The sequence below is a fragment of the Microbacterium sp. bgisy207 genome (assembly GCF_057706855.1).
In genome coordinates, this window is the sequence record NZ_JBYIPB010000017.1 from 17052 (window position 1) to 29991 (window position 12940).

At 68.6% G+C, this 12940-nt stretch carries 12 protein-coding genes and 1 pseudogene; 3 read left to right on the forward strand and 10 right to left on the reverse strand.

Annotated features, from left to right (window positions below):
- The first annotated feature begins 24 nt into the window (after nucleotides 1-24).
- Together AC3ENO_RS13815 and AC3ENO_RS13820 are read left to right on the forward strand one after the other, a co-directional pair.
- Nucleotides 25-1146, forward strand: coding sequence for a LacI family DNA-binding transcriptional regulator (locus AC3ENO_RS13815; protein WP_434971180.1), 1122 nt, complete (start codon nucleotides 25-27; stop codon nucleotides 1144-1146).
- A 143-nt stretch (nucleotides 1147-1289) separates the two neighbouring features.
- Nucleotides 1290-1514 carry a three-helix bundle dimerization domain-containing protein gene (locus AC3ENO_RS13820; RefSeq protein ID WP_434971181.1) on the forward strand — a complete coding sequence of 75 codons (225 nt, stop codon included), beginning with the start codon at nucleotides 1290-1292 and terminating at the stop codon, nucleotides 1512-1514.
- Nucleotides 1515-1652: 138 nt separating this feature from the next.
- On the opposite strand, the gene AC3ENO_RS13825 is transcribed toward AC3ENO_RS13820, so the two are convergent.
- The 6 genes and pseudogenes from AC3ENO_RS13825 to AC3ENO_RS13850 form a co-directional block, all read right to left on the reverse strand.
- A complete protein-coding gene (locus AC3ENO_RS13825; protein WP_292709477.1) occupies nucleotides 1653-1970 on the reverse strand; it encodes a YbjQ family protein in 318 nt (105 codons plus the stop codon).
- A 47-nt stretch (nucleotides 1971-2017) separates the two neighbouring features.
- Nucleotides 2018-2671, reverse strand: coding sequence for a hypothetical protein (locus AC3ENO_RS13830; protein ID WP_434971182.1), 654 nt, complete (start codon nucleotides 2669-2671; stop codon nucleotides 2018-2020).
- Nucleotides 2672-2771: 100 nt separating this feature from the next.
- Nucleotides 2772-5048 carry a beta-xylosidase/alpha-l-arabinosidase gene (locus AC3ENO_RS13835; protein WP_434971212.1) on the reverse strand — a complete coding sequence of 759 codons (2277 nt, stop codon included), beginning with the start codon at nucleotides 5046-5048 and terminating at the stop codon, nucleotides 2772-2774.
- Nucleotides 5049-5157: 109 nt separating this feature from the next.
- Nucleotides 5158-6042 (reverse strand): carbohydrate ABC transporter permease, encoded by an 885-nt coding sequence (locus tag AC3ENO_RS13840; protein WP_434971183.1) that lies wholly within the window; start codon nucleotides 6040-6042, stop codon nucleotides 5158-5160.
- A complete protein-coding gene (locus tag AC3ENO_RS13845; RefSeq protein WP_363497488.1) occupies nucleotides 6042-7052 on the reverse strand; it encodes a carbohydrate ABC transporter permease in 1011 nt (336 codons plus the stop codon). The genes AC3ENO_RS13840 and AC3ENO_RS13845 overlap by 1 nt, the downstream gene beginning before the upstream one ends.
- A gap of 9 nt (nucleotides 7053-7061) precedes the next feature.
- Nucleotides 7062-8342 (reverse strand): annotated as a pseudogene (locus tag AC3ENO_RS13850) (extracellular solute-binding protein).
- A gap of 194 nt (nucleotides 8343-8536) precedes the next feature.
- On the opposite strand from AC3ENO_RS13850, the gene AC3ENO_RS13855 reads away from it, so the two are divergent.
- Nucleotides 8537-9538: a LacI family DNA-binding transcriptional regulator gene (locus tag AC3ENO_RS13855; protein WP_434971184.1), complete on the forward strand. Its 1002-nt coding sequence runs from the start codon at nucleotides 8537-8539 to the stop codon at nucleotides 9536-9538.
- Here AC3ENO_RS13855 and AC3ENO_RS13860 read toward each other — a convergent pair whose 3' ends face one another.
- The 4 genes from AC3ENO_RS13860 to AC3ENO_RS13875 all read right to left on the reverse strand — a co-directional run bounded on the left by AC3ENO_RS13860 (nucleotide 9539) and on the right by AC3ENO_RS13875 (nucleotide 12882).
- Nucleotides 9539-9883: a DUF202 domain-containing protein gene (locus tag AC3ENO_RS13860; RefSeq protein ID WP_434971185.1), complete on the reverse strand. Its 345-nt coding sequence runs from the start codon at nucleotides 9881-9883 to the stop codon at nucleotides 9539-9541.
- A gap of 12 nt (nucleotides 9884-9895) precedes the next feature.
- A complete protein-coding gene (locus AC3ENO_RS13865; protein ID WP_434971186.1) occupies nucleotides 9896-10255 on the reverse strand; it encodes a YidH family protein in 360 nt (119 codons plus the stop codon).
- A 76-nt stretch (nucleotides 10256-10331) separates the two neighbouring features.
- Nucleotides 10332-10733, reverse strand: a complete 402-nt coding sequence (locus AC3ENO_RS13870; RefSeq protein WP_434971187.1) for a DUF4259 domain-containing protein — start codon at nucleotides 10731-10733, stop codon at nucleotides 10332-10334.
- A 142-nt stretch (nucleotides 10734-10875) separates the two neighbouring features.
- Entirely contained in the window at nucleotides 10876-12882 is a 2007-nt protein-coding gene (locus AC3ENO_RS13875; protein ID WP_434971188.1) for a sensor histidine kinase, read from the reverse strand.
- Between the last annotated feature and the right edge of the window lie 58 nt (nucleotides 12883-12940).

Consider the following 12940-nt stretch of genomic DNA (forward strand, 5'->3'; position numbering starts at 1 on the left):
TGAATCGTTTCAAGAGTAGGACGGATGTATCGTTTCAGCAATGGGGAGGAGGCCACGAGCGTGGGTGCGAGCGTGAAGGATGTCGCGGCCGCCGCAGGAGTCTCGATCGGGACGGTCTCGAATGTCCTCAATCAGCCGGATCGGGTCTCCGCTGCGACGCTGACCCGCGTGCGCGCCGCGATCGAGGAGCTCGGGTACGTGCGCAACGATGCCGCTCGCCAGCTTCGCGCCGGCCGGAGCCTCAGTATCGGGTTCATCGCGCTGGACCTTGCGAACCCCTTCTTCGCCGCCGTGGCGAAGGGCGCGCAGGAGCGCGCCGCAGAGGAGGGGCTGTTCGTTCTCGCCGCGGCGAGCAATGACACCCCCGAGCGGGAGGTCGCGTACCTCGACCACTTCCGCGAGCAGCGCGTGGTCGGCGTGCTCGTCACACCGGCATCCGGTGACCCGGGCGCGCTGGCCAGGCTCGAAGCCGTCGGCGCGCCGATCGTGCTCGTCGACCGGGATGCGGGCGACGCCCGGCTGAGCTCGGTCTCGGTCGATGATGTGCACGGTGGGTATCTGGCGGTGTCCCATCTGCTCGGCACCGGGCGCAGGCGGGTGGTCTTCGTCGGGGGGCCGCCCACCCTTCCTCAGGTGATCGACCGGCTCGCGGGCGCGAGGCGGGCATCCGCCGAAGTGAACGGATCCGACCTCGAGTACATGGCGACCACGGAGCTCACGGTGATGGCGGGCCGCGAGGCCGCAGCGCGGATCCTCGAACGGGATCCCATCGAGCGACCGGATGCCGTGTTCTGTGCGAACGACCTCGTCGCCATCGGGATGCTTCAGGGGCTCTCGATCAGCGGTGGCGTTCGCGTCCCCGCCGATATCGCGCTGATCGGCTATGACGATATCGACTTCGCGGCCACGGCGATCGTGCCGCTGAGTTCCGTGCGACAGCCTGCCGTGCAGATCGGACGCGCCGCCGTCGAACTCCTGCGTGAGCAGGATGATGATCCCGCGCAGCCCAGGCGAGTGCGCTTCATGCCCGAGCTCGTCATCCGGGAGTCGAGTCGGCCGAGCCCGGCGGTGGTGACCTCCGGCGCTCACGAGCATCCTCGATCTGACCATCCTGATCCGGTTCACGATCGGGAAGGTGCGCGATGATCGACTCGCCGCACGGGTCACGGCGCCGGTCGGGGCGACGATCCACGCCTGGCAGACGGTGACCGTTCGGACACGGAATCGCCACGCCGGTCGGCGTGCCGCGTTTTCGGAGAATTCTCGGCATCAGCGCGCATTCTGTTGGCATGAGCGCGACCAACCCCAGAGACGAATATGAGGCGCTCGCTCACGCCGTCGATCGCCTCGTGCGCCGCATCCCCTGGGCCGACGAGGACACCGTGCGGTTGATGGTGGCCGAAGAGGTTGCGGCGCTTGCCAACGCGAGGCTGCGCACGTTCATCCCGGCGATGGTGGAGGCGCGGGTTCTGCGGAGGCTGCGGGCGCCGGGCCCTCTTCTCATCTCGGGGTGAGCCGCCACAGTTCGATCGCGCCGTGTGGCGGGGCGCGGCATCCGGAACCCGCACGGCGGCGCGACTGAACCCGACCTCATCCGCCGACAGGCGTGCCTGACGTCGGATGCGTCGCGGGGACGGCTCTGCCGCCGGAGCTCAGGAGATCGTGACGGCCGTGCCGTAGGCGCAGACCTCGACGCCGCCGCTGTCGCCGTAGTCGTTCGTCTCGAACCGGAAGGCGACCACGGCGTTGGCTCCCTTGGCCTCGGCTTCGGCCGACAGTCGGGACAGGGCCTCGATGCGGGTCTCGTGGAGCAGCTCGGTGATGCCCTTGAGCTCCCCACCGGCTAGCGCCTTGAAGGACGCGCCGATGTTCGCGCCGATGTGGCGTGAACGAACGGTGAGTCCGAAGACCTCGCCGTGGACGGCGGTGATGGTGTGACCGGGGACGTCGTTCGTGGTGACGATCAGCATGTCGTCAGTCTGCCAGGGCGAGTGTCGGCGAGGAAGAGGTCGCCGGGTCAGTGCTCGTCTCTGTCTGCCAGACGCAGCCGGAGGAACCGGTCCACCTCGTCGGCGGGAAGATCGATCCCGGCCTGGCACAGACGTTCCTGGAACACCTCGCGAAGCCGCCGCCGATCGGCGCGGGGCATGTCCGTGCGCGTCTGCACGAGAAGCCCCCACATCTCCTGTTCCACCGTCGCAACGTGCTGGGCCATCTTCGGGCGGCTCTGGGTGTGGGGGTCGGCCGCGTCGCGTGCGGCGGCATCCGGTCCGACGTCCCGGCGCAGCCGGCGATGAAGCGAGCGCTCAACGCGAGAGTCCTCGCGCTCGTCGTGCAGGTCGGGCAGCGGTGCATCGTCGGCGCGCTCTGCGTACGAGTCCTCGGACGGGGTCTCGACCTCGCCCGAGTCGCCGGGGCCACGCGTCCCGACTCCGGGGGCGTCGTTGCCCCAGGAACGGTCGGGGATCTCTTCCGTGTCGCCCGGTTCGATCTCCACCGCGTCCGCAGAGCCGGAATCGGCGCCGCGCCCGCCCGCCGGTACGGTCGCGGGGGCGGTAGAACGGGAGCCCCGGCGGCTGGGCGCAGTGTCCGCCGCGGCCGCATCGAGCGCGGCATCCGTCTCGTCGGTGCTGCGGCGGGACTCCACGGTCCTGTGCGTGGGGTTCGTCATGGCGAGCTCCTTCCGTGCGATCGGATGCTCAGCCTCTCTCTCCGCACGGTTTCCCGACACCCCGTTGACAGATCGCCGATTGCACGATCCTCCGGCTCCCTCAGCCGGCCGTGGAGAGCTCGGGTGCGGGCTGGTGCTGCGCGGTGGGCGCCGGCAGGGAGCGGGTCGACGTCACGCGGCGGTCGGTGAGTGCCACTTCGTGGGGATCGCCGACCAGCGTCGCCGCACCGGACGCCGCCCGGTCGGATGCCGTCCCCACCCACAGCTCGATCTCGCCCGGCTCGACGCGGCGAACCAGATCCGCTCCTGCGGCAGCGAACCGCCCGCTCGGCACGTCGAACGCGACGACCGCGCTCTGGCCGGGCTCAAGAGCCACCCGATGGAAACCGATCAGCTGTGCAACGGGCCGCGTCGTGGATCGGAACGGCGTCCGCGCGTAGAGCTGCACGACATCGGTCGCCGCGCGTGAGCCCGTATTGGTGACCGTCACGGTCGCATCGAGATGTCCGTCCGTGGTCACCGTGTCGGTGACCGTCAGGTCGGTGTAGCGGAAGCTCGTGTAGCTCAAGCCGAAGCCGAACGGGCGCAGCGGCGTACTGTCGGCCGTCGTGATCTCCGACGGTCCGCCCAGCAGCGGATGCAGATAGCTGTATGGCTGAGCTCCTGCCGAACGGGGCAGCGACACCGGGAGCCGGCCCGACGGCGAGACGTCTCCCGCGAGGATGCGCGCGAGTGCCCGGCCGCCTTCCTCCCCGGGGAAGAACGACTGAACGACGGCGCCGACGGCATCGGGACCGTCCAGCGCCCAGTCCAGGGCGTACGGCCTGCCGCTCAGCACGACGAGCACGACCGGAGTGCCGGTGGCCGCGATCGCCGCCACGAGCTCTCGCTGGACGCCGGGCAGGTCCAGACTCGATACGTCGTTGCCCTCACCGACGGTGCCGCGCCCGAACAGGCCGGCGCTGTCGCCGACCACGACGACGGCGACGTCGGCCTGGGCCGCCTCGTCGACCGCCGCCGCGAAACCGGAGCGGTCCTCGCCCTCCACGGCACACCCGGGGGAGAAGGTCACTTCGGCATCCGTGAATCGCTCGCGGATGGCGTCGAGGACGCTCGGCGCCTCGAATCCGAGGGGGGTGGCGGGGTGGTGGGCCAGGACGTGGTTCGCAAAGGAGTAGCACCCCATCAGCGCGGCATGGCTGTCGGCGTTGGGGCCGCTGACGGCCAGCCGCAGCCCGGGAGCAGCACCCAGCGGGAGCAGTGCATCGTTTCGCAGCAGGACCGCGGACTCCTCGGCGAGGCGCCGCGCCAGATCGCGGTGGGCCGGGGAATCGAGATCCACGGTCGTCGGCGGGGCGTCGAAGGTCTCATCGAGCAGACCGAGCTCCTCCTTCTGCGAGAGGACGCGCAGGACGGCCCGATCAACGAGCGCGGCGAGTTCCGGGTGCTCGGCGATGACCTCCCGCAGCGGGTCCGTGAACGCGTCCCCGGTCGGAAGCTCGACATCCACGCCGGCGCGCAGCGCGAGGACCGCGGCCTGGCCGCGGTCGGCGGCAACCTGATGCATCGTGTGCAGGAAGGCCACCGAGAAGTAGTCCGCGACGGTCACGCCGTCAAAGCCCCACCGCCGGCGCAGCACGTCCGTGAGGTACTCGGGCGTCGCGGCGGCCGGAATCCCGTCGATCTCGGCATAGGAGTTCATCACCGATCGGGCGCCGCCTTCGATGACGGCCATTTCGAAGGGGGGCAGGTACACATCCGCGATCTCTCGCGGGCCGGCGTGCACGGGGGCGTGATTGCGCCCGGCTTGCGACCCCGAGTAGCCGACGAAGTGCTTCAAGGTCGCGTGAACGCCCTGCGACTGAAGGCCACGCACATACGCCGTGCCCACGACGCCGACGACGTACGGGTCCTCCGAGATGCACTCGTCCACGCGACCCCACCGCGGATCCCGCACGACATCGAGCACCGGCGCCAGACCCTGGTGGATGCCGAGCTCGCGCATCGACTGGCCGATCAGCTGCGCCATCTCGCCCACCAGGTCGGGATCGAACGCGGCCCCCCAGGCCAGCGGCGTGGGAAACGTCGCCGCCTGCCACGCCGCCAACCCGGTCAAGCACTCTTCGTGGACGATCGCCGGGATACCCAGCCGCGAGCGCTCACGAAGGCGCTTCTGCTCGCTCCACAGCCACTGCGCCCGCTCGACCGGATCCACCGGACGTGTGCCGTATACGCGTGTGAGATGGCCGAGGCCATGGGCCGAGGCATCCGCGTAGACGGTTGACGTGGCCATCTCGCCCTGGAGCGGGGCCACGATGTCGTCGCCCTGGTCGACCCAGAATCCGACGAGTTGCGCGAGCTTCTCGTCGAGGGTCATCTCGGCGTGCAGCGATCGCACTCGATCGCTGACGGCGGGAGTCGGTTCATCGAACACGAGCAGAGTTTCCTTCGGTACGGGGGACACCGCGGGGGCATCCCGGGTGCGGTCAGCCCTTGACAGCTCCGGTGAGTCCGCCGACGATGCGGCGTTCGAAGAGGCTGAAGAACACGAGGGCCGGGATCATCGACAGCGACGTGAAGGCGAGCACCTTCGCCGTGTCCACCGAGTACTGCGACGCGAACGCCTGCACACCCAGCGGCAGTGTGAAGCTCGCCTCGTTGTTGAGGATGAACAGCGGCAGCATGTAGCTGTTCCAGCTGGCGATGAACGCGAGGATGCCGACAGTGATGACTCCGGGCATCGAGAGCGGGATCACCATGCGCCAGAAGAAGCCGAGTCTGCTGCATCCGTCGATGAACGCCGCTTCTTCGATCTCGCGCGGGAGCGCCTGCAGGAACGGCACCAGGATGATGATCGTTATCGGCAGTGCGAACGCGACCTGCGGGATGATGACGCCCACAAGCGAGTTCATCAGGCCGAGGTTGCGCACCAGGATGTAGAGCGGGGTGATCGCGACCGTCATGGGGAACATGAGTCCCGCCGCGAAGACGGCGTAGAGGACCCCGCGCATCCGGAACTGGTAGCGGGCGAGAACATACGCCGCCATGAGTCCGAGGGTGACGACGAACAGCGTGGTCGCGATCGCCGCGATCGACGAGTTGAGGACCTCGCGCCAGAACACCTCGCTCACGAGGACATCGACGTAGTTCTCGACGCGCCAGGTGGCAGGCAGGCCCGCCGGATCCTGCGTGATCTCGGAGTTGGTGCGGAAACCACCGATGATGATGTAGGCGACGGGAACCAGGATCACCACGACCAGCGCCCACGCGAGGAAGTAGATGAAGAAGTTCCCGGTGCGCTGACCTACCGTGCGGTGCGGTCGGCGCCTGCCGGTCTTTCCGCGAGGCACCGTGAGGGTTGCGGTAGCCATCAGTTCTTACCTCCCGTAACGGCGCCTTCGGTGTCGCGTCGCAGCACGAACCGCTGGTAGAGCAGGGCGACGGCCAGCGAAATGAGGAAGATGACCACGGCGACCGCGCTGCCGTAGCCGAAGCTTCCGGCGTTGCGCCCGGTGACGACCATGTATGTCGCCATCGTCGAGGTGCCGGCGGTGGACGCGACGTACTGTCCCCAGATGATGTAGACGAGGTCGAACAGCTGGAGCGATCCGATGATCGACAGGAACGCCCAGATGCGCAGCGTCGGCCCCAGCAGGGGCAACGTGATGCGCCGCTGGATCTGCCAGTACGAGGCGCCGTCGATCGCCGCTGCCTCGTAGAGTTCCTCGGGAATGCCCTGGAGTCCCGCGAGGAAGAGGATGACGGCGAACCCGATGTACTTCCAGGTGATGATCCCCATCAGCGTCCAGATCGCCAGGTCGGGGTTGGAGAGCCAGTCCTGGGCGAGCGCGCCGAGCCCGATCTTCTCGAGGAAGTCGTTGAGCGCACCGTTGGTGGCGAGCATCAGGCTCCAGCCGGTGCCCACGACGACCTCGGCGATGACGTACGGGACGAAGATGAGCACGCGGATGAGGGACTGACCCCGCATCCGGCGATTGAGCAGGAGCGCGAGCCCGATCGCAATCGGACCCTGGATCACCAGGGAGAGCACCACGATGATCGCGTTGTGCCACAGCGCGGCCTGGAAGGCCGGGTCGCTGAGGATGACGATGTAGTTGTTGAGGCCGACGAAATCGGTGGCGGGGCCGTAGCCGCTCCAGCTGAAGAAGCCGTAGTACGCGGCCATCACGACCGGGAAGATCACGAAGGCCAGGAAGACGATCAGGGCAGGGCCGACGAGGATGCCGATCTCGGCGCGGCTGCGCCACGACCCTCGCCGGCGTGGGCGCGGGGAGGGGGACGACGCCGAGGCGCCGTCCCCCTCTTCCGTGACGCTCACGACCGCATCCGTGACCGGATAGGTTCGTTCGCTAACGGACATGGTGGCCTATCAGCCTCGGGCTGCTGCGTCGTTGACGGCCTGGACGATGGCCTCGGGCGAACCGTTGCCAGCGAGAAGGTCGACGACCGCGACGTTGAGCGCGTTTCCGACGTTCTGGCCGTAGAGCGTGTCCAGCCACAGCACGACATACGGAGCCTCGCTGTAGGCCTCGAGCACGGACTGCAGCGCGGGCGTCGTGACCACGCCCTGTGCCTCGTTGCTGGCGGGCAGCGTCTGGAACGCCTCCGCGTACGCCTCCTGCTGGTCCTTGGTCGCCAGGAAGTTCAGGAAGTCGACACACTCCTCAGGGGCGTTCACCCAGCAGGAGTACCCGTCTGCGCCGCCCATCATGGCGCCGGGCGTGCCGTCGCCACCCTCGATCTCAGGGAAGGGGAACCAGCCGAGGTCGGGCAGGGGCTGCTCGTCCGGCGTGAGCGATGCGATGACGCCGGGGTTCTAGGCGCCCATGAGCTCCATGGCAGCCTGACGGTTCGCGAGCAGACCCGCGGACGATCCCGCGCCCTGCTGCGCGGGCGTCGTCAGGAAGCCGTCGTTGAAGGGCTCCGTGGCGATGAACTCCGCGAGGTCTTCACCCGCGCGCAGCCAGCACTCGTCGTCGAACGAGCGCGTCTGTGCTGCCTGTTCCATGGCCTCCTGCGAGCACTCGCGCAGAGCGAAGTTGTAGTACCAGTGGGCGGCGGGCCAGGCATCCTTCGCGCCGACGGCGATCGGCGTGATGCCGGCGGCCTTCAGGGTGTCGTTCACCTCGACGAGTTCGTCGATCGTGCCGGCGGGTTCGACCCCGGCCTCTTCGAAGAGGTTCTCGCTGTAGAAGATGCCCTCGGGCAGCACCGCCAGCGGCATGCCGAAGACCTTGCCGTCGATCGTGAAGGCGCTCAGCGACGAGGCCATCGCGGCCTCGGCCTCGGGGGAGATCTTTCCCGTCAGGTCCATCACCTGGCCGGCGTCGACGACATCGGCCAGCTTGCCGCCGCCGCGCGCCATGAAGACGTCAGGTGCGTCTCCGGCGTTCAGGGCGGTCTGCAGTTTGCCGTCCATGTCTTCGTTCTGAATGGACTGCACCTCGACGGTGACGTCGGGGTTCTCCGCCATGAAGGCAGCTGCCGCGTCCTCCCAGTACTGCATGCCGTCGCCGGTCGTCGAGTTCTGCCAGACGGTCAGTGTGACCGGTCCGTCTCCAGACTCGCCGCCGGAGCCGCTGCATCCGCTGAGCGCGAGAGCGCCGACGGCCAGAGCGGCCGACGCCGTGAGGACTTTGCTGTATCTCATGTGATTCTCACCTGTTCTCTTCGTTGAGGAGCGGCTCGCTCGTCGAGCCGCTGCTGCGTGGTCACGGACGTTCGCCGGGTGAGCTTCCCGGATCCCGCATCCCGTGGGGCGACGTGGGAACAGTGTCGCCACGCCACCGGAACCATGTCAAACGTTTTCGAAAACCTTTTCCAGATCCGGTAGGGTGACGATCCATGGCGAGACGTCCCACCATCACCGACATCGCTGCGGCAGCGGGGGTGTCGGTCGCGACCGTCTCCAAGGCGGTCAACGGCCGCTACGGCGTGGCCCCCGAGACGGTCGACAAGGTCATGCGTGTCGTCGCCCAGATGGGGTACGAGTCCAGCCTCGTGGCCAGCCGCATGCGGGGTGTGCGCACGGGCGTGGTCGGGGTGCTCGTCGCGGAGTTCGAGCCGTTCAGCGCCGAGGTGCTCAAGGGCGTGGGCGCTGCCGCGGAGTCTCTCGAACTGGATGTCCTCGCCTACAGCACGCCGCGGCGTGTGCACGGGGCGGGCTGGGAGAACACGTCGCTGGCACGCCTGGCCGGAAGCCTCATCGACGGCGCGATCATCGTCACCCCGACCGTGGAGGCGATCGTCGCGGACATCCCGGTCGTCGCGATCGACCCCCATGTCGGCCCCGGCGACGGAGTGCCCACGGTCGAAGCCGACAGCTTCGGGGGAGCGGTCTCGGCGGTCAAGTACCTGATCGAACTCGGCCATCGACGCATCGGGTTCGTGGCGGGCAGACCCGACCTGCGGTCATCTCGTGCCCGTGACGCCGGGTACCGGCGGGCGCTCGCCGACGCGGGCATCCCCTACAACCCCGAGGTCGTGCGGGTCGGGTTCTACGAACAGGATGCCGCGCGTACCGCGGCGCTGTCGCTCCTGGACTCGCCCCGGCGGCCGACGGCGGTCTTCGCAGCCAACGACCTCTCGGCGATCGGCATCATCGAGGTCGCGCGCGAGATCGGACTCGAGGTTCCTCGGGACCTGTCCGTGATCGGGTTCGACGACGTGCTCGAGGCCTCTCGGATGTCCCCGCCGTTGACGACGGTGCGTCAACCCATGCGGCGCCTGGGGGCCGCCGCGATGTCGCTGCTGACGACCTTCATGAACGGCGAGGAGCCGCCGGAGCGGCACGTCCGGCTGGCCACGCAGCTCATTCCGCGTGCAACGACCGCCCCACCCCGGTAGTCAGCGCAGCGGGAGCGCCACCAGGACGGTGATCCCGAGTGCCCCGACGAGGGTCACGAACATCGCCAGCGCGAGCAGGAGTGCGCCGTCGGGAACGAGGGTGTGATCGCGCACCGTGACCGTCGCGAACGAGACCTTCTCGTAGCGGCGGCGCGACCACTGCCACAGGACCGCGGAGAAGATGACCCCGAGGATGCCGGGGACGATCCACCAGCCGTTTCCGAGTGCCTCCGGCAGCAACCGCATCGCCACGACCGACCCGACCGCGATGCTCAGTCCGGTTCGTCGCCAGGCCAGCTCCGTCCGTTCTGGCTGAAGCCCTGGATCGAACAGTTCGCCGCTCACGAGATGATCGACTCAGACGAAGACGATGGCCAGCAGGATGAGGGCAGCCGAGACCGTCACCGCGATGCCCGCGACAGCCCCCAGGAGCGAGCCGGGGAGCGGGCTGTTCAGCCGCAGCGCGCGTTCGCTGCGCTCCCAGCCGAGCCACGCGAGCCCGGGGGTGAGCATCCCCGTGACGATCAGAACGAGGCTCGCCGCCAGTCGCAAACCCGGGTGCAGCGCCAACCCCAGGACTTCGAGGGCGACGCCGCCCGCGATCAGTGCCAGCGCCGTGCGAATCCATGCAAGGAACGTTCGCTCGTTGGCCAGTGTGAAGCGGACGTCCGGTTCCGTGCCGTGCCGGTATACGGACTGCGGGAACCGCGGACTCATCGTTCCTCCAGATCAGTGACGGATGACAACCCTAGCGCGCAGCCGCTCGCCGTGCCCGCCCGTCTGGTGGGCGACGCTATGCCGTCAGCGCGGCGCGCAGCTCGTCCATCGCCTCGACCCAGCCCGTGTCCCCGGCGTCCGCCCACTCCGCCGCGAGCTCGCTCCCTGCGCCGCCGGCTGCCGCGAGCGCTGCCAGGGCCAACGCGACAGTCTCTTCGCTCGGCCTGCCGGCTCGGCCGATGAAGGCTTCCACTTCTTCTGTGTACGCATCGCACTGAGTCGCGTGGCCCAGGCCGTGCGCAACGACCTCGGCCGCCGCAACGGCGATGATCGCCGTCTCCTGATCGATCTCCTCGAGATCCTCGAGGGCGTCGGTCAGTGCGTCGTCGATGAACGCCCAGTCCGATTCCTCTTCGAGTTCCCACGCCCAGTCGGCCGCGACGTCGTTGCCGAACGGCTCAACACTCCATGCACCCATGCCGATCACCGTATGTCCCGCGTGTGAACGGTTTCCCCTTGCCAGGTGGACCCGGCGTGACTCTCGCGGGAAGGCTCACCATGCGCACGGGCGCGTGTCTCCGGCGCTCGGCGCATTCCCTCGGGCGATCAGGCCCCTCCGGTCACGCGGACGCGTCCACGTCCGCGACCGGCAGCGTGATCTGCGCGCACGTTCCGATGGGGTCCGCGCGCGCCAGCTCGATCCTCCCATCCATCCCCGAGAGGAGTTCCTTGACGATCGCCAGCCCCAGGCCCGTCCCCGGAACGCCGCGGCGCGTGCTCGAGGGACTGCGGTAGAAGCGGTCGAAGATGTGGGCGAGGTCCTCCTCCGAAATACCCTCGCCCTGATCGGTGATCGTGACGACCACCTGGTGATCCGTGCGGTACGCGACGACGGCGATCGTGCCGCGATCGGGAGAGAACTTGATCGCGTTGGTCAGGATGTTGGTGAAGACGCGCGTGAGGTCGATTTCGCGACCGTGGACGGGAAGGTCGTCCTCGATCTCGGTGACCACCGTGAGTTCGCGGTGCCGGATGCTGTGCTTGGCGTCCTCGATGCTGCGCTGCAGGGCGAGGCCGGCATCCGTGACCGGGAGCGCATCGGTTGTCGCAGGGCCCCGGCTGAGCTTGGAGACGAGGAGGACGTCGTCGATGACCCCGCGCAGCCTGCTCGCGTTGCGGAGGATCACGTCGACCTGCTCGCGCACGGCCGGGTCCGCCGTCGTCTCGCTGAGTTCTTCCGCGAACCCGAGGATCGAGGTGATCGGGGTTCGAAGCTCGTGCGTGACGCTGGCCACGAAGTCGACCTTCTGCTGCGTGAGCGCTTGGAAGGTCCGACTCACCTGCCGCTCGCGCTCGAGCCGCCACTCCATCTCTCGCTCGGCCTCGCGGAGGGGCCGGAGGTCCTGGACCGACACGAGCAGTACCCGATTGAGCCCTGACCGGTTGACCGCGTCGATCGTGATCGTCGCCGGGGTGTTCCCGGGTGCGACATCCTCCCAGTCGACAGTCACCGACACGTCGTATGTCGCCTGCGCGAGCCAGGGGCGCAGGAGCGCGTCCGCGCGAAGCTGCCACCGGCCCGCATCCGTGCGCTCGAACTCGCTGCGCAGCATCACGACGGCTGCGGCATTGACTTCGAGCACGCTGTACTTGTCGGCTCCCTCCTCCTGGAGGATGACGAACCCGCTCTTGGACTGGCGGAACGCGTCATGGAGCAGATGTGAGATCGCCATCTGTTTGCTCTCCAGAGCGCGGCGATCGTTCTGCGAGGCCGAGATCGCGAGCGTCGTCGCCCCCAGGCAGATCGTGAAGAGCTGAAGCGCCGTCGCCGTCGGGATCTGCGACGCCAGCATCGGGTACACGCCGCCGCCCATGACGGTGAGCCCGGCAGCGGTGCCCACGACCGCCAGCAGTTGCACGGCGACGAAGAACATGGGTTCCGCCACGGCGGCCCAGGCGATGAGCGGCATCGCCAGAATCGGCACCGGGACCGGCGTGCCGGGAAAGAACGCGAGAGCCGTCGCGCCGAGCATCGCCACGGTCAGCATCGCACTGCGCCACCAGTGTGGAGACGGTGACCTCGGAATCGCGATGAGACCGAGGGGAGCGATGAGGACCATCGCTGAGAGGTGCGATGCGCCGATGGTCCAGAAGGCGTCCAGGAACGCACCGCCGGTGAACTCGCGCCCGATCCCGATGAGGGCAGCGACAAGTGCCGCCCCGCTGATCACCGCGACCGCGAAGCGCCCGACATCCATGAGGGTCGTCAGACGCGGGCGATCGGACTCACCCGAGACGGCGGTGCCGACAAGCCATGCTTCGGCAGCTGTGCCGATCCCGCCCAAGACCACGACCAGCAGGGGTCGGTCGGCGACCGCGGAGCCGAGGGCCGAGGCGAGCCCGACACCGATCGCCGTCATCCATCGCCACCGCACCGGGGATGCTGCCGCGGCGACCGCCCCCACAGCTGCCGAGGGCCACCACCAGGCAAGTCCCGTCGGCCCCGCCTGCTCGAGGGCGAAGACCACCGCGAGCAGACCGCTCAGGACGACGAGGCCTGCGACGGCGACTGTCCTCCATGCCGGTCGCGCCATGCGAATCGTTGCCGCAACGCTCGGCCGCGTCATCCCGATCCTTTCTGACGTCCCCACCCCTTCGCACTAGCATGGCTCAGGAGGCGCGCCT